The sequence below is a fragment of the Spirosoma daeguense genome (genome assembly GCF_054776875.1).
The window spans coordinates 231,001-248,806 of sequence record NZ_BAAHBF010000003.1 but is presented as its reverse complement, the minus strand read 5'-3'; the positions used below and the strand labels follow the sequence as shown (position 1 = coordinate 248,806).

Genomic DNA, 17,806 nt, shown 5'->3' with positions numbered 1-17,806 from the left:
AATAGCTTTCACTCTTTCATTCTTTCGCTATTTAAAAGTACATCCACCGCTTTGGCAGCATCGGCAATAGCGGCTTCGGGTGTTTTTTTATTGAAAATGACACAGGCTTCGTATTCCTGCGAGATGATGTCGAAAACCTCAACGATCACTTCACAGTTATCGACACCTTTGATGTAACGCGCCTGTTCGGCAAACGGACGTAGTCGTGGATTCTTCGCCAGAAAATCCGCGAAATATGGGTCAGAATCAATGTTACGTCGGCGTGGAAACTGGTTGGTCAATTCCATCAATTTCAAATCGCCCGTTTTATCGACCATCGTTTTTACAAATTCCCACGCTGCCTGCGGATCGCGACACGTATTGAAAATGACAATGTTTTTAGGATCACCATAGGTGTAGACCGGGCCACGATGGTTGTTAGGAACGGGCATGGCATACGTACCATACTCAAACCCTTTATCTTTGAATTTCTCCAGAAACGAAACCGTCCATGGACCCGTAAATTGCGTAGCGATACGTTCGGCCAGAAACGGATCGCGGGCGGCAGAAAGTCGTTCGCGGGCAAAATACTTGTCTTTATACAGCGTCTGTAAAAACCGAAATACCTCAATTGCGTATTGATTGTTGAAAGCCGCCCGGTTATTGACAATTAGCGGAGCACCGTTTGAAGCAGCCAGATAGAGCGGATAAAAGTTAAAAAGGCGTTCGTACCAGATCGGTTTTACTTCCGTATATCCCAGCCATTGATCAGCATAACCATCGCCGTTTTTATCGACCGTAAACTGGCGTCCCGCTTCAAAATATCGATTGTAGGTATAGGGCGGCTGCGCGTTACGTAGCTTATCGACAGCACGGGTATTACAGAGCAGCATAATCGGATTTACTTTCCACGGCATCTGATAAATATGACCATCGGCCGAAGTAATTTCTTTAATCACCGCACTATCGCAACGGGTTCGGAGAAAATCCGTAAATCCTTTCAACGTATCGAGCGGTATAAGCACACCTGCTTTGGCATACATCTCTACACTACCCTGCCACATGTTGGCGTAAATATCAGGTGTTGTTTTACCAACCACCGACGCCAGAATAATTTCTTCGCTCGACTGCCCTTCGGGGATGGGCTGATAAAATAGCGGTTTGTCGGGTCTGTTACGTTGCCATTGATCGGAAAATTCTTTTGCAAAGGCAATTTCTCCGGCATTGTTTGAGCACCAGAATGTTAACACACGATTCGCCGATTGTTCGCGATTACATCCTAGAACCAGAAAAGTTAAAACCAGCAACCAATACCGCATAACTACACAAACTAACGTCTAATAATACAGAGAAATCTATAAATAGTTGTACGTGTATTCAAATAAGCCAGATAAGGCACTACCTAAATGGGGAGCCGATACGCAACTCTATCCGCTTCCGTCGCCCTATTACGTTTGAAATCCAAGCCGACCTTGTTAACTTTGAGTATGGAAAATTTCGTGGTCTCGGCCCGCAAGTACCGTCCGGCAACCTTCGACACCGTTGTGGGGCAGGAGCATATTACAACTACACTTCAGAATGCCATCAAGACCAATCACTTAGCGTCGGCGTTTCTGTTTTGTGGGCCGCGTGGTGTTGGCAAAACCACCTGCGCCCGTATTCTGGCCAAGACCATCAATTGCCAAAACCTAACCCCCGAAGGCGAAGCCTGCGACCAGTGTGAATCGTGTGTAAGCTTTAATCAGAGTGCCTCATTCAATATTCATGAGTTAGATGCAGCTTCGAATAACTCCGTTGAAGATATCCGTAATCTGATTGACCAGGTACGTTATCCACCACAATCGGGGAAATACAAGATTTATATTATCGATGAGGTGCATATGCTTTCGTCGGCGGCTTTCAACGCATTTCTGAAAACGCTGGAAGAGCCTCCCTCCTACGCTATTTTTATTCTGGCGACGACAGAAAAGCATAAAATTCTGCCCACGATTCTGTCGCGCTGTCAGATTTTCGACTTTAACCGAATTCAGCCACAGCACATTGCGAATCACTTGGCGAAAATTGCGGATAAAGAAGAAATTTCGGCCGAAACAGAAGCCCTCGACCTGATTGCCCAAAAAGCCGATGGGGGTTTGCGTGATGCGTTGTCGATGTTCGACCTGAACGTAACGTTTTCGACTGATCGGACTATTCGCTATAAGGAAGTGCTTGATAACCTGCACATCCTTGATTACGATTATTATTTCAAACTGACCGATTTATTGCTGGCCGGAAACCTACCGCAAACGTTGCTCACCGTCGATGAAATTCTAAGAAAAGGGTTCGATGGGCACCTATTTGTAGTTGGCCTTTGCCGACATTTCCGCGACTTGCTGGTTTGTAAAGATGCCGCCACGGTTCAGTTGCTACAGGTCACCGAAAACGTTCGTCGGCAATATCTCGATCAGGCAGCAAAAGCGCCGATGTCATTTTTACTATCGGCGTTGAGTCTGGGCGGCCAATGCGATATGAATTACAAACAGGCCAAAGACCAGCGATTACACGTTGAACTCTGGCTGATGAAACTGGCTAACTTACGTAACGTACTAGATTGGGATGCACTACCGGAGTTACCCCTCAGCAAATCAGCCATCAGCGATACAAACGGAAGCAGTACGTTAGTAACCGAAAAAAAAAACGCCAATCCGCAACCCCAGCCTGAGTCAAACGGCCAGTTAAGCGAATCGCACCCTACCACCAGTGAGCCGGTAAATGGTTACCATCCAACGCCTTCGCCTGCTAACGTAGCAACGTCGAATGGGTATCCGATAGGAACGAATGGTGTCGAAACGGCCACCGCAGTACGTAACGGTACGTCGACTAATCCAGTAATTACTCCGCCTGCCCGTCCGGCAACAAGTCGGTTACGTTCAACGGTTTCGCTAACAACAGGGCCTATAGCGGCCTCGGCCAATGTAGATGAAACGCCTGCTGCAAAATCTGTAACTCGCCCCGACAAACCATTCACTCAGGAGGATTTGCAGGATGCCTGGAATACATTTGCCCGACTCCGTCGACAACGTAACGACAACACGTCAGAGCAGGTGGTGCTGAATCGTGAACTAACGTTAGAAGGAACCACTATTCACCTGACGCTCGACAATACGCTTCAGGTCGATTTTCTGAACGACTTAAAACCTGATTTGCTAGGCTACCTACGTAACGAACTTCAAAACAGGCAGATTCAGATTGAGCAAAAAGTTGTGGTGCAGGAAGTCAAGAAAATGATTTACAGCTCACAGGACAAATTCAATTTTCTGGCCGAGAAAAATCCGGCTCTTCACGAATTCAGAAAATTGCTGAATCTGGAAGTTGATTATTAGAACCGGAATTTTAACAAGATTAGAAGGATTTAAAGGATTTTGTTGTCTGTGTAACTTCTCGTTACGTAGTCCAATCCTGCCAATCTTTACAATCTTGTTAAAATTCCGGTTCAGACTATAATGTAAGCCGCTGTTTGTCTTTTAGTAATACGTCTTTAAGCTTGTCGTAGGATAATTGTTGGGGTGATACGTTATTGTTGATCGACAGAACCGCTGCCGTAGCCGCCGATTGGCCCAAAATCATGAAGACTGGCTCCATCCGAATCGACCCGAAGGCAATATGCGAACTTGATAAGCAAACAGGTACAAGCAAGTTTTTACACTCGTTTTCTTTGGGTAAAATCGAGCCGTAGGCAATAGAATACGGCTTGTCGGGATGCACGCCAATGTCGCCTTCGTTTTGTACGAAGCCATCCTGTTTTACAAAACGTTGGGCGTTGTGGGCGTCTAGCGCATACGATCCCATGCCAATAGGTTGCGGTACGTCGGTTTTCCCCAACGCATCAATTTCTTTCATGACAAACACCCCCAACATACGCCGGGCTTCGCGGATGTAAAGTTGGTGCGGCCAGTTGCCATTGTCCTTGAATTCATCTTTGGGTAAGCCCCACTGTTGCATCGCTTCGTGAACATCGGCGGGCACGCGTGGGTCATTTTGCAGGAAATACATCAACCCTTTCTGATACAACTCATGATCTTTGATAATCGCTTTTCTGCGTTCATACGTAGCGTCAGGGTAGTCGTAATTTTTGCCCAGATAGTCGGTGCTGAACGGTCCGTGATTGTTGGTATCGGTTTTTCGGTTTGGAATCGGGTCATACTTTTGGAACGTTTCGCCCCAACCGGCCGCATATACACGGGCTAGCAGTTCGTACCGATCTGCATTATAGCCAGCGGGTTTTGGGAAAGGAATCCGATTGTCGGGGTGGTTGCTCAAACACATTCGAAAGCAGTAAGCCTGTATTTTCGAATCGCCGGAACCGTTCGGGCCGGGTTTTTCGGACGATACTTCAGGAAGCAGACCACTGGCAGGATCACCCGCTTTTTTGTAAGGACTTACGTCTTTTTTGAAGTAATGGCCATGTTGAAAAACACCTACCTGCACGCCATTATGCGTTTCATTGTAAACACTGTTGGCTTCGCGCCCAACGTGATATTTCACCCCCGCAGCAGCCATCAAATCACCCTCATACGTAACGTCGATGAACATTTTCCCCTGATACACATTCCCGCTTAGCGTTCGGATAGATTGGATCACGCCATCTTTTTTCTGCACCCCCTTGGCCGACCGGTCTAGCCATTCGTTGCGATAGATAGTCAGTTTGTATTCTTTCACAAAATCCTCAAAAACCTGCTCGGCGGCATGGGGCTCAAAAATCCACATCGTGCGACTACCTCCGTCGATGGCGGGTGTTCCCTGACCTTTGTTGCCGTATTCTTCCCGTTTCTGCCATTGCCACGATTCCGGTTTCTGGTAATGGTTATACAGACGCTGGTAAAACTCCCGCGAGAGCCCGCCAATCACTTCCTTATTACCTGTATCAGTAAAACCCAAACCACCAGATGAAAGCCCACCGAGGTGTTTATCTGGCGAAACGACGATAACGGATTTGCCCATTTTTTTGACTTGTACAGCCGCCGTAACAGCCGCACACGTACCGCCGTAAATAATAACATCAGCCTGCCTCACGGCGGTAGTTGGGGCCGTTGTTGGTTGTACAGAGAACGTAGTGCCGGTAAGTGAAACCAGACCGCAGATAAGGCTAAGAAAGAGAACGTATTTTTTCATAATCAGGATTTAGTCAGGTTCTGAAGATAGGCCGGGTAATTCTGACCATCGCTGTCTCCTCTGGTAATACTGTCGCCGAAGCAAACGATTTTATTTTTGAGTAATTGATTCTGAATCAGGAACGTATAAATAGCCACTGCCATCGTTCGATAACCGTTCGGTGTTGGATGTATACCATCGGTTTTACCACTGTTGGCTTCATTTTTTATAAGACTTGCCGCGTCCAGACCGATCATACCGACCGTATCGAAAATATGGTGCATATCGATCAACGGCAATCGATTGTCAGTTGCTACGTTCCGTATTACGTTGTTCATGGCCTGTTTGCGAGCTGCGTGGCCTTCAGGTTTGTAAAACGCAGGATCGTGACGAGTCATCAGATAGGGTTCGTAAACGGGCAGAATGGTCATCAGCACCAACTGACTTTTTATAGTGAGTATTTTACTGACAATGGTACGAAGATTTCGCTCATAGTCGGGTAAGGGAACGTATTTTTTGCTGTTCACATCATTCGTCCCAACCATAAGAATAGTCAGTTCTGGCTGGTGCTCCAGACAATCGGTATCGATACGTGCCAGCAAATCGACCGTATTGTTCCCCCCAACCCCCGCATTAATAATGGTAGGCGATATTGCTGACGCTACGTGTTTAGGCTTTGGCAAGCCGTAAGACGTAATGGCTAATGCTGCTTGCAGAAAGTTGCGACGTATCATAAAGAAATATAAATAAACCCCGTCCTAAATCCCTCGCCCGTGAGGGAGGGATTTAGGACGGTAGGCCGTTACCGTGGGGTTTCAATCAATAACCCGGATTTTGATCCAGCGATGGATTCGCATCCCGCTCCGTTTGCGGAATTGGAAAGAGGTAGTGGCGATCCTGCACAATGATGGTTGGGTTTTGTGCTTTCATGGCACTAATAAGTCGTTTGGTACGTGCCAGATCATACCAGCGGTGACCTTCAAAGGCCAGTTCAAGCCGACGTTCCAGTAAGATTGCGTCCCGGAATTGGTCTTGTGTCAGGCCAGCCAAGTCTACCAATCCCGCCCGTTTACGTAACCGATTGACAGCCGCGTATGCTTCAGCGTTTCCGGCCGTCTGCTCATTCAGTGCTTCGGCATACATCAGCAATACGTCGGCATAACGGATAAGCGGATAATTGTTGGCCCCGTCGTTATTTCCGGTAGCGGTTGGGTCGAGGTATTTGTACACGTAACCCGGAAACACGACACTGGCTGGAGCCGCCGGTGTGGTGGTTGCCGAATATATTCTGATCGTTACGTCACGTCGCTTATCGGCGGCCGGGTAGGTTCGGTATAAATTCTCGGTGACAGGATCGTCACCAAAACCCGCTACGCCATTTAACCGGTCGAAGTTTGGGCGCATGTAGCCTTGCATCAGACTACCTTCGCCAACGCCCCCGCCCAGAGCCTGTATTTCGAAAACCGCTTCTTTCCCGTTTTTATTGGCCAGCAAAAACGCTTCATTAAAGTTGGTCCAAAGGTCATACACGCCCGAATCGATCACTTCTTTCGCCTTGGCCGACGCTTTGGCCCATTCCTGACGAGTCAGATATACTTTCGCCAGATATGCCTTTGCTGCACCTTTTGTGGCCCGGCCCAGATCGGCCCCCGTGAATCGGAGCGGCAGTGTGGTTTCGGCATCCGTAAAGTCTTGAATTACTTGCTTATACACATCCTCAACCGATGCTCGTGATACGTTCAGGTTATTGAGCGAAGTGGTTTCATTCAACACTACGGGAACGCCCCCGAACAGGCGTACCAGCGTGAAATAGTAAAATCCGCGCATGAATTTGGCCTCCGCTACGTATTGCGCCTTCAGGTTATTGTCCATCGCAATACCTGGTACGCGGGCAATCACCGTATTGGCCCGGTTGATTCCCTGATAAACCGTTGTCCAGAGCGACTGAAACGTAACGGTAGCAGGTGTAAAGGCGAATTTATCCAGATCGTTTTTGGGCTGGTTTGCCGTTGAGCGACCGTTGCCCCATTCGGCATCGTCGGTAGCCTGATCCTGAAGTATCCACATGATCTGCCCATACATATTGGCCGAATTCATGGGATCATATACCGTGCTGACGGCGGCTTTGGCATCGTCGGCGTTGCGGTAAAAATTTTCGGGCGTAAAGTTCGATTCGGGCGTTTTATCCAGCACTTCGCAGGAGAAAATAAAGAGCGAAAGAGTGAAAGAGAGAAAGAGCGAACGGTTTCGCCCGGCTGTTTCGGTTAATGCAAGATGTAATTTCATGTCAGTGTCGTTAAGGTATCGAGGAAAGTATCAAGAGCGATTAGGTCTATAACTCATTCACTCTTTCACACTTTCGCTCTTTAATTAAAAGCCAACGTTAAGACCAAAAAGAATGGTTTTTGCCGATGGATAGCTACCGTAATCGAAACCCTGACTACGGCTATCCTGACCGAACCGGTTCACCTCCGGATCGAAACCTGAATAGTTGGTGATGGTCAGGTAATTCTGCGCCGATGCATACACCCGTAACGACTGAATTTTCAGTGTTTTCAACGCCGATTGGGGCAGATTATACGCAAGCTGAATATTCTTCAACCGCAAATAAGAACCATCTTCAATCTGTCGGGTCGAAATCCGGTTGGCCGGGCGCGTAGTCGATGCACGAGGAATATCGGTATTGGTATTGGTGGGCGTCCATCGATTCAGCATATCCCGATCCTGGTTAGACGTAGCATTCAGATATTCCAGCTCAAATCGGTTGGCATTCAGAATGTTATTCCCATAAACTCCCTGAAAAAATGCGGTCAGTTCCAGCCCTTTATACGAAAATGTATTATTCAGGCCATAAACTAATTTGGGTTGTGCCCGGCCAATGATGGTTCTATCGTTATCATCGATTTTTTTATCGCCGTTCAGATCAGCGTATTTACGGTCGCCCGGTTTACGTGCCTGCGGGTCAACAATCGTGTTCAGCTCGTCGGTAGTCTGGTAGAGACCGTCTGTTACGTAGCCATAAAACGATCCCAACGGTTCGCCCACGCGGATAATTCCCGACGTCAGGTTCTGCCCGATGTTGGCAACCTGTCCGGCAAAAATCTGCGGTGCCCCGCCAATATCTAGCACTTTATTGCGATTCGCAGCCAGGTTCAAATCTGTATTCCATTTAAACGCTTTGTCGATGTTACGCGACGAAATACTCAATTCTACGCCCTTATTCTCAACACGACCCAAGTTTTTGATAGCACTTGAATAGCCCGATGTACTCGGAATTGTTACGTTCAGCAATAAATCTTTTGTACGTTTCAGGTACAAATCGGCAGATACGGTAATCCGGTTGTTCAACAACCCCACATCCACACCGAAATCAGCCTGCGTAGTGGTTTCCCACGATAAGTCGGGGTTAGCAATCTGGCTCGGGCCAATACCCGTCGATACTACGTTGTTAAATACATAATTCTGGGTGCCAAGCAACGAGTAAGCTGGGTAATTCCCAATACCATCCTGATTACCCGTTGATCCATACGTAGCCCGTAATTTCAGATCGTTCACTACGCTGGAATTCTTCAGAAATGCTTCTTCACTCACCCGCCATGCTACTGCCGCCGATGGGAAATAACCGTAGCGTTTATTGGCCCCAAACCGCGACGATCCATCGGCCCGGAAACTGGCGGTTAGCAAATACTTGTCTCGGTACCCATAATTGACGCGTGCCAGATAAGACTGTAATCCCCAGGTTCCTATGCCCGACGAGGGAACCAATGGCACAGAAGCCGCACCGAGATTACTCGATCCTAGATTGTCGTTTACAAAATTACGGGCCGACGCTGTGCTATTTTCAGTACGGTTGGCCTGTTGCGTATACCCCACCAAAGCGCTCACGTTATGGGTGCTGTTGAACGTTCGGGTATAGGTCAGCAGATTTTCATTTAACCAGGTAACCGCTTGCCCATTAAAAATTGAGGCCGATCCGCCCTGTGCTAAACCACTCGAAACCGAGCGAGGCAGGTATGAATCCTGTTTCTGAAGAACGGCGTCGAGACCCAGTAGAACACGTAGCGACAGCCCTTCAATGATCTGATAATCAGCAAATACGTTGCCAAATGTACGGAAAGCCGTATTCCGATTTTTACTATTGCGGGCCAGTGCAGCCGGATTATCGGCGGTGAAGGGCAGGGCCGGACTAGTGAGCAAATACGTACCGTCGGGGTTATAGACTGGCAGGATAGACGGAAATTGCAGAGCGGCTATCGTTACCAGACCCGCACTGCCCAGATCGCCATCGCTACGTGCCTGATTCGTAACCGTTCGGTTAACGGTCAGGCTGTTGCCAACTTTAAGCCGGTCAGTCAGTTTACGGTCGAGGTTAACCCGAAACGAAAAACGATCAAAATCCGAATTTACTACAACACCGCCCTGCTTAAAATAACCTCCCGAAATGGCGTACTGTGTTTTTTCGTCGCCCCCGCTGAGCGATAACTGATAGTTCTGAATGGGTGCCTGCTGAAATATCTCATCCTGCCAATCGGTACCTTCGCCAAACGCATTCACCTGGTCCTGCGTATAGATAGCCGCCCGGCCTTCGTTCGTATTAGCGTCATTGACAAATTGAGCATATTCGCGGGCGTTCATGACTGGGTATTTACGCCGGACGTTCTGAATACCGTAGTAAGCATCGAAATTAACGACTGACCGACCGGCTTTACCCCGTTTGGTAGTGATGATAACCACGCCATTAGCTCCCCGCGACCCATAAATAGCTGTGGATGAAGCATCTTTCAGTACCGAAATCGATTCAATATCGCTCGGATTCAACGTACTCAATACGTTAAAGCTTGATCCATTACTACCTCCGTCGTTTTTAAACGGAATTCCGTCGATCACGTAGAGCGGTTCATTATCACCCTGAATCGAGTTTCCTCCCCGAATCCGGATGGTGGTGCCGCTACCGGGCGAACCCGAATTCTGGGTAATCTGCACACCGGCAGCCCGGCCCTGCAATTGCTGATCGAGTGACGTAGCAGCTACTTTGCGAAGTTCATCCATCGGCACTGTTGCCACGGCTCCTGTCAGGTCACTTTTCTTTACCTGACCATACCCTACCACCACAACTTCGCTCAGTGTTTTATCGCTAACGGCCAGTGCTACGTTCACCGTTGTTCGGTTGCCCAGAGCCACTTCCTGCCGTTCATATCCCACAAAACTGAACACCAACGTAGCGTTCTGATCAGGTACTGCAAGCTGATAGTTTCCGTTGGCATCGGTGGTTGTACCGCGTGTTGAGTTTTTTACGAGTACACTTACGCCCGGTAATCCTTCTCCTTTTTCAGTATCGGTAACACGGCCTTTTATCTGTATGTCAGCACGTTGTGCTTGTTGCAGCGACGACAGAAGGTTAACTTCCTGAGCAACTACGCTACGTTCTGACTCAGCCGTCTCGTTTTCGAAATCGATAAACCCCTGCGATTCAGACGTACGCGGGTTGTTTTTCTCCGACTTACGTTCGGTTACCAGATACGTACCGGCTTTTATTTTCTTGTAACGTAATCCGGTGGGTTTTAAGACAGCATCCAGATTTCGCTCGATGGCAGCCGAGAAATTGATTGGTTGTGAAACAGTTAAGCCGTTCACCGCCCGGTCAGCAAAAAGAATGTCGACATTATAATGCGTCTTCAATTCGATCAGCACATCTTTCAACTGACGAACAGTGGGGGCCAACTGTGTTGCAACTCTCTGTTGTCGAGCCGATTGCAATCGGGCCATCGCCAGCGGCTGAGCTGTACCCGACAGGCCGGTGATCAAGCAAATGGTTAGCAGAGGAGTCAAACGAAGTAGGTACGTTTTCTTCATTTTATGAGGGTTTAAAAAGTATTATCAGTTAAAACTACCTGGTCATCATGCCGTACTACGTTGATACCCAGCACTTCTGAGATAGCCTGAAGTAATTCATCGGCGGTTTCGGCATGAAAAGAGCCGGTAAGGGTTTGATGGGATAACGTATCGCCGTTTATCTGGACATGAATACCATAGTTTTCGGTCAATAGCTGACCTACTTGCTGGAGTGTGGTATGATCGAAAACAAACTGATTGCGTTGCCAGGCGGCATGGTCACTAGGCTGATGGGTTGTAGATCGTTTCAGTCGTCCGCGTCCGTCGAGAGTAATCAGGTCCCCAGGTTTAAGCATCAACTGGCCAATTTGTTGCGTAGCGGTTGGGTAGTTTACTAATACTTTCCCTTTGGCAAGAACCACTTTTGTTTCGCGGGGGCGAGTAAAAACCGTAAACTCGGTGCCTAGTACTACTACGTTTACACCTTTGGCCGTGTGTACGATAAACTGCTGATCATCAATTGTATGAATGACCGAAAAGTTAGCTTCGCCAGACAGATGTACATCCCGACCGTGGGAACCAAATCCAAACCGGGGCACGCGTAGGGATGAATTCGCATTTAAAACAACCTTGCTACCGTCGGCGAGTGTCAGCGACCGTGTTTCTCCATATTCAGTTGTGTAGGTTTGATTCAGCAATTGTTCCCGGAACCCAAAAAGCCCCAGCATAATGAGCAATGATGCCGCTACCGCCCATCCCCACCACGACAGACGATTCAGAACGCTACGTGGTCGCTCCGTCACTTTGTCAGAATCAGCAACTATTGGCTGATTATCGTTCGGCTGGCCTGCAAACAAAAAGCTGTGGTATCGCTCCAGCGCAACGGGCTGGCTGGCGGTGTATTGAAGATGGCTCAGTTCCCATTCGTCGAGCCAGTTGTAGAACTGCTCTTCGTTGATAGGGTCGCGGCACCATTCGTCAATCTGCTGTTTCTCCAGGGTGGTTGCTTTCCCGGCGAAATAGTCGAAAAGTCGCTGTTTATTGATGCTTTCGTTCATGGATAGTCTTAGTTTTCAGAACGATAGGCGTCCTGAGTTGAGTAGCTGATTATCGGATCAGAGTAGCTGCTGCAAAATCCCGCAAAGCAGCAAAAGGAGCCATTTATCTTTCAACAGATTCCGCAATTGATGGCTGGCCTGACGAATCTGTACTTCTACTGTACGTATCGAAAGGCCAAGTTCTTCGGCGATTTCCGCGTATTTTTTGCCTTCGAATCGATGCAGCAGATAAATACGTCGTCGTTGCAAGGGCAAGGTTTGCAATGCCTGTTCTACGTCCTGATACAGTTCTTCGTAATGCGTGATAGCGTCGGGCTGTTGGGCATCTGCTACGTCCTGATATTGCGCCATTTCCAGATCGGTATCACGACGTAGTGTTTGGCGGAGATAGTTGTAGGCCCGGTGACGTACCGTTTTATAGAGATAGGCTTTATACGACGACGTAATGTTCTGAAAAATCTGCTCCGAATAGAACTGCTCAAAAACGTCGGCTACCAGATCTTCGCCGATGGCCTTAGAGCCAACAAACCGAACGGCATGGCTACACAGCGGAACGTAGTAGTGCCGAAAAAGCAATTCACATCCCAGCCGGGCATCTGTCTGGAAGGCCTGCCGAATAAATAGTTCGGTATCCGAAGCAGAAGGCTCATTCGGAACAGGTGAATCCATACGTTTATCTGGGTGTGACTCGGTAGTCGTAAAGACCCGCAAGGTACCATTTTGCCGCATGTTTAGGAATTGAGTGCCAATGGTTAAAAAGTGCGTCAAGCGCGAATACCAGTAGACACACTCACCCAGCAAAAACCCTTATGCAGATTGCAATAATTTCAGAAAAAATTTCACTACGTATTGTAAGTAACAGGGAATCAGTTCCCTGAACCGCCGGGCGGCCTCGCGGTGTTTAACTGATTGATGGATTAAAACAGATTTTGTTTTTCGCTTCGTTGAAGCGCTTTCACAGAAAGTAAGTCAACAAAATCTGTTTTATCCGTCAATCAGCTAAATACCAGTTCCGAACGCTTCGGCTGGATTTGCTATCAGAATCTGATTCCAGTCTTTTTTTGTAAAACCTCGTTTGTTGAGTGCGGGCATTAGGCTCCTGAACAAAACGGTATAATCGCGATCAATGGAGCCACCGTTTGGTTTAGCGGGGTCATACCAACCGGCGTCGTGCGAGAGTAGCGTTCGGTGAAGAAATTTATTTTCTTTCATCAGAAGTAACGTATCGGCATACTTAGCAACATTACTGCTGTCAAGTCCATCCAGACTCACCCAACCTCCTTCACGCACCATACGGCCGTAGTGAACCATGTTGTTTCCCTGGGCGTGTACCCACACAAATGCATCAGGTCGAACCCCTTCCTGTTTCAAAAGCTCAAGCTGTTCAAAAGCTGGTACGTAAGGGCCTGTATGTGAGCAAATCGTTAATCCGGTACGTTTGTGCGTTCGGGCAGCCGCCATCACAAGTTTTCGATGCAGTTCAGATAAAGTACCCGGATTGACGCCAATTTTTATAAATCCCGGTTTAATTCCCGAACCGTCGATGTCGTTTTGACAATCGGCAATCCAGCGTTCGGCGAGCTGGTCGGCGGTTTCACTACGTACAAAATCGGGTAAATACTTATTGTCTGATGCGCCATAATAGCCGGTATTAGTCAAGATACGGATGCCGCTACGTTCCGATAATTCTTTTAAAAGCAAGGGATCTTTCCCAAGGTAAGCTGGCGTGCAATCGAGTAAGGTTTGGCAGTCTAACTGTTTCAACGATTTCAGATACGGCAGCATTTTCGCCACTACGTTCTCGTGTTTCCAGCGATCTGGCGTGATTTTATCCGCTCCAATAAAGTCGACCAGTACATGTTCATGAACGAGCGTCAATCCCATTCTCGAAGCGGGCATTGCCCCTGTCACTGTATATACGATACGTTCCGGACGACGTAGCAAACTACAAGCCGCCAGAGAACTACGCAAAAATGACCGGCGAGACAACATGATGAGTGATGAGTGATGAGTGATGAGTGATGAGTGATTTACAAAACTATTTTTATTTTTTCTTCATTCTTACTCATCACTTATCGCTCATTTAAATCCTTTCGCTTCCTTAATCAGCGATTTGTATTCGCCTACATCTAGTGCTTTTTTATAATACAGCTTGGCTTGAGTTCGATCATTGGCCCGAGCCGCTATACGGGCCAGACCTGCATAGGCGAAAGCCTGATATTCTTTGGTATAGCCTTTGTCGAAAGGGTGTTTAAGTGCTGTCTGATAATACGTAGTAGCTTCTTTGTCGTCTTTATCGTCCTGCTCAGCCAACATTCCAGAGAACGTATTAAAAGCTAGCGGCACTAATTTATGAGGCATTGTTTTAAGTCGCTGAACATACGGGCGAGCTTCAACGTAACGGCCTGCTAACATGAGCGATTCGACGTAAGTCATGGCAAAAAGTGGATTATTCGGATAGTTATCCACCAGATATTTCATGTAGCCAACAGCCCGCCCTGCGTTCGTTTCGTGCTTCAACAATACGTGCGACAGATAGTAATTGGCAACAGGCCGCATAAACAGGGCTTTGCGCGTTGCTACGTCCATTTGTTTAATACCCAGTGCGATATCGCCGTCGGCAAAGAAAAACATGAACGGTCTTACAATCGGGTGATCAATAGGATAGCGTTCTACGTAGTAGTTATACAGGCCGGTGGTGAAGTAAAAATCCGGAATTTTTTCGGTCAGTTTAAAGCCATCGCGCAGGTAACTATATGCCTTTTTCGATTCGCCCACCGCTTTCAGCGATTCGCCCTGATTGTGGTAAAGTGCAGCCAGATAACTGTGGCAGGTAAGCATGAAAAATACCGCTTCTGGGTTTTTCTCATCCTTATCGAGCATTTTTTTCGTCAGTTCCATAGCTTGCCCAACCAACTGCATAAACTGAGCCGTAGCGGCTTTATTTTCAGACAGAGGCAAATACTGAATATCAAGCTGCGTGGCCCGCAGAATAGGACCAATTGGGTGCTGTGGATAACGCGACTGAAGTTGCCGGATCAATGCATCGGCCTGAGCAAATTCAAGATTATAAATGTTATCGAGTGTCTTCAGAATGGTCTGTTGTGTAATAGGCTCGGAGATCACCTGCGCCGACGAAAATATGGGTAGCCAAAGCCCAGCGAGAAGCAGCAGTACGTTTTTAAAAAGGGACAATTTGTTCACTAAGATTATGTCGTTTGATTCTATACGCCCGGAAGCGTACTTTTGTTCAATGTGCCTGACTGATAAGGGCTGTTTGCCAACTATTACCCTATGATTCATTACGAACAATTTGTGTTAGACAACGGCCTTCGGGTGTTTGTGCATGAAGATGCCACTACACCAATCGCTGCTGTCAATATTTTATATAACGTCGGCTCCCGCGATGAAGATCCGGCCAAGACAGGGTTCGCACATTTGTTTGAACACCTGATGTTTGGCGGATCGAAACACATTCCATCCTACGATGAACCTTTGCAAAAGGTCGGTGGCGAAAATAACGCCTTCACCAGCCCCGATATTACAAATTACTACATTACATTACCAGCCGCCAATCTGGAAACCGCGTTCTGGCTCGAATCTGACCGGATGCTAAGTCTGTCGTTCGACCCGAAAACACTTGACGTACAGCAGAAAGTGGTTATCGAAGAATTCAAGCAGCGTTATCTGAACCAACCCTACGGCGACGTATGGCTCAAACTTCGTCCGCTGGCCTATCAGCAACATCCATATCGCTGGGCCACGATTGGTAAAGACATCAGCCATATCGAAGACGCTACGTTAGACGACGTGAAGTCGTTTTTCTTCAAATATTACCTGCCCAACAACGCGATTCTGGTAGTGGCAGGCAACGTAACTGTTGAGCAAATAAAGCAACTGTGTGCCAAGTGGTTCTCACCGATTCCAGCGGGCGATCCTTACGTTCGTCAGTTGCCTTCCGAACCCGTTCAGCAGGAAGCGCGTAAACTGGAGATGTCGGCCAACGTACCACTAAACGGTTTGTACAAAGCCTACCATATGCCCGGCCGATTTGACCCCGATTTTCATAAGGTCGATCTCCTGAGCGATTTATTAGGACGTAGCAAATCGTCGCGTCTGTACCAGAAACTGCTACGTGACAATCCGATATTCAGCAGCATCAATTGCTACATCACCGCATCCATCGACCCCGGCCTGCTCGTTATTCAGGGAATGCTCAACAATGATGTTTCGCTCGAAGAAGCTGATGCCGCCGTTGAAGCACTTGTTCAGGAATTTATCGACAGTCCGATATCAGACGAAGAACTGGCTAAAGTAAAAAATCAGGCCGAAGCCACGCTGGCATTTTCAGAAGTTGAACTATTGAACCGGGCAATGAATCTGGCTTACGCGGCCAACGCAGGAAACCCGGACTTGGTAAATCAGGAAGCGGAACAGATTCAGGCAATTACGTCGGTCGATATTCAGGCTATGGCCCAGCAGGTGCTACGTAAAGACAACTGTTCAACCTTGTACTATCGTCGCGCCGAAGAAGTTGCCGTATAATATAAATCAGTACTGACGATGGAAGTAGCCTATAGTTCTAAACCACTTACCGCCCATCAGCTACGTGCCTTGTCGAAGGATGTAAAACAGACGTTGACAGAGTTGTACGGCAATCGGCTCGACCGTGTTATTTTGTACGGCTCCTATGCTCGTGGCGATTTTCATGCGGAATCTGATGTGGATTATATGGTGGTTTTGAACGATGAGAATGTACAAGCGGGTAAAGAAGTCAGACGTATGGCTCCAGCTATTGGCCCACTTGCACTCAAATATTCGGTAGAGGTTTCCGTATTTCCGGCAACAAGTCTCAAATACGATTCTGGCAACACATTTTTTTATCAATCTGTGCAACAGGAAGGTGCCTTACTATGAATGACAGCAATCGTGCAATTGCTTATTTACAAAAAGCGAAAGACAACCTAGCCGATGCACAAATACTTCTGGCAGCCAATCGCGCTGAAGGCACTTGTAACCGAGCGTATTACGCCCTGTTTGATGGAATTCTTGCTCTTTTGTTCACAACAAATGGGCCGCTCCCTAAAACGCATACGGGTGCTCATACTGAATTTCGAAAACAGTTTATACAGACAGGTTTATTCGCTCGAACAACTAGCAATACAATTACTGAATTATTTAATCTTCGACAGGGGAGCGATTATGAAATAGATTTCGACATTTCAGTAGAAGACGCTCAGGATGCCGTTGAAAAATCGACAGAATTCTTAATCCATGTTGACGCATATTTACGAGACAATGGTTTTACCCTATGAAAATTCGAGTAGGACAAGGTTATGACGTTCACCGGCTGGAAGAAGGGCGTCCGTTCTGGTTGGGCGGTATTCAGATTCCAAGCACATTCGGGCCTGTTGGTCACTCCGATGCCGACGTAGTGTGCCACGTATTGTGCGACGCACTATTGGGAGCCGCTAACATGCGGAATATTGGGTACCATTTTTCGGATAAAGACCCTCGCTGGAAAGGCGTTGATAGTAAAATCCTGCTGGCCGAAGTACTGCGCATGGTACGTAGTGCAGGCTATCAGATTTCGAATGTCGACGTAACGGTTGTGTTGCAGGAGCCGAAACTTAATCCGCACATTCCGACCATGAAAACCTGTCTGGCCGAGGTAATGGCTATTTCAGAAGAAGATATTTCGATTAAAGCCACTACGTCTGAACACATTGGTTTTGTTGGACGTAGCGAAGGTATTGCGGCTCACTGCGTAGCACTTATATTTAAAGATTAGAATCGAAACAACCACC

The 17,806-nt window shown here is 47.6% G+C and carries 14 protein-coding genes; 5 read left to right on the top strand and 9 right to left on the bottom strand.

Annotated elements, in window-relative coordinates:
- Positions 1 to 8 precede the first annotated feature (8 nt).
- A complete protein-coding gene (locus tag ACYVD4_RS10225; protein ID WP_460945125.1) occupies positions 9 to 1,298 on the bottom strand; it encodes an extracellular solute-binding protein in 1,290 nt (429 codons plus the stop codon).
- Positions 1,299 to 1,466: 168 nt separating this feature from the next.
- On the opposite strand from ACYVD4_RS10225, the gene ACYVD4_RS10220 reads away from it, so the two are divergent.
- Positions 1,467 to 3,341 carry a DNA polymerase III subunit gamma/tau gene (locus tag ACYVD4_RS10220; protein ID WP_460945124.1) on the top strand — a complete coding sequence of 625 codons (1,875 nt, stop codon included), beginning with the start codon at positions 1,467 to 1,469 and terminating at the stop codon, positions 3,339 to 3,341.
- A 115-nt stretch (positions 3,342 to 3,456) separates the two neighbouring features.
- Here ACYVD4_RS10220 and ACYVD4_RS10215 read toward each other — a convergent pair whose 3' ends face one another.
- The 8 genes from ACYVD4_RS10215 to ACYVD4_RS10180 form a co-directional block, all read right to left on the bottom strand.
- Positions 3,457 to 5,130 carry an FAD-dependent oxidoreductase gene (locus ACYVD4_RS10215; protein ID WP_460945122.1) on the bottom strand — a complete coding sequence of 558 codons (1,674 nt, stop codon included), beginning with the start codon at positions 5,128 to 5,130 and terminating at the stop codon, positions 3,457 to 3,459.
- A 2-nt stretch (positions 5,131 to 5,132) separates the two neighbouring features.
- Positions 5,133 to 5,843, bottom strand: a complete 711-nt coding sequence (locus tag ACYVD4_RS10210; RefSeq protein ID WP_460945120.1) for an SGNH/GDSL hydrolase family protein — start codon at positions 5,841 to 5,843, stop codon at positions 5,133 to 5,135.
- An 85-nt stretch (positions 5,844 to 5,928) separates the two neighbouring features.
- The gene (locus ACYVD4_RS10205) at positions 5,929 to 7,395 is read right to left on the bottom strand and encodes a RagB/SusD family nutrient uptake outer membrane protein (protein WP_460945118.1); all 1,467 of its coding nucleotides are present in this window, start codon (positions 7,393 to 7,395) and stop codon (positions 5,929 to 5,931) included.
- Positions 7,396 to 7,479: 84 nt separating this feature from the next.
- Positions 7,480 to 10,962 (bottom strand): SusC/RagA family TonB-linked outer membrane protein, encoded by a 3,483-nt coding sequence (locus tag ACYVD4_RS10200; RefSeq protein WP_460945116.1) that lies wholly within the window; start codon positions 10,960 to 10,962, stop codon positions 7,480 to 7,482.
- 11 nt (positions 10,963 to 10,973) lie between these two features.
- Positions 10,974 to 11,999 (bottom strand): FecR family protein, encoded by a 1,026-nt coding sequence (locus ACYVD4_RS10195; protein ID WP_460945114.1) that lies wholly within the window; start codon positions 11,997 to 11,999, stop codon positions 10,974 to 10,976.
- Between the two features lie 57 nt (positions 12,000 to 12,056).
- Entirely contained in the window at positions 12,057 to 12,668 is a 612-nt protein-coding gene (locus tag ACYVD4_RS10190; RefSeq protein ID WP_460945112.1) for an RNA polymerase sigma-70 factor, read from the bottom strand.
- A gap of 330 nt (positions 12,669 to 12,998) precedes the next feature.
- Positions 12,999 to 13,970, bottom strand: coding sequence for a phosphotriesterase family protein (locus tag ACYVD4_RS10185; RefSeq protein WP_460945109.1), 972 nt, complete (start codon positions 13,968 to 13,970; stop codon positions 12,999 to 13,001).
- 108 nt (positions 13,971 to 14,078) lie between these two features.
- Positions 14,079 to 15,203, bottom strand: a complete 1,125-nt coding sequence (locus ACYVD4_RS10180) for a tetratricopeptide repeat protein (protein WP_460945107.1) — start codon at positions 15,201 to 15,203, stop codon at positions 14,079 to 14,081.
- Positions 15,204 to 15,293: 90 nt separating this feature from the next.
- Here ACYVD4_RS10180 and ACYVD4_RS10175 point away from each other — a divergent pair, with 90 nt between their 5' ends.
- From ACYVD4_RS10175 to ispF, 4 genes are read left to right on the top strand one after another with little or no spacing between them, the layout of a single operon-like run.
- The gene (locus ACYVD4_RS10175) at positions 15,294 to 16,544 is read left to right on the top strand and encodes a M16 family metallopeptidase (protein ID WP_460945105.1); all 1,251 of its coding nucleotides are present in this window, start codon (positions 15,294 to 15,296) and stop codon (positions 16,542 to 16,544) included.
- 18 nt (positions 16,545 to 16,562) lie between these two features.
- A complete protein-coding gene (locus ACYVD4_RS10170) occupies positions 16,563 to 16,916 on the top strand; it encodes a nucleotidyltransferase domain-containing protein (protein WP_460945103.1) in 354 nt (117 codons plus the stop codon).
- Positions 16,913 to 17,314, top strand: coding sequence for a HEPN domain-containing protein (locus tag ACYVD4_RS10165; RefSeq protein ID WP_460945101.1), 402 nt, complete (start codon positions 16,913 to 16,915; stop codon positions 17,312 to 17,314). Before ACYVD4_RS10170 ends, ACYVD4_RS10165 begins: the two co-directional genes overlap by 4 nt.
- Complete coding sequence (ispF, locus tag ACYVD4_RS10160; protein ID WP_460945099.1) at positions 17,311 to 17,790, top strand: 2-C-methyl-D-erythritol 2,4-cyclodiphosphate synthase; 480 nt, start codon at positions 17,311 to 17,313, stop codon at positions 17,788 to 17,790. Before ACYVD4_RS10165 ends, ispF begins: the two co-directional genes overlap by 4 nt.
- Positions 17,791 to 17,806 lie beyond the last annotated feature (16 nt).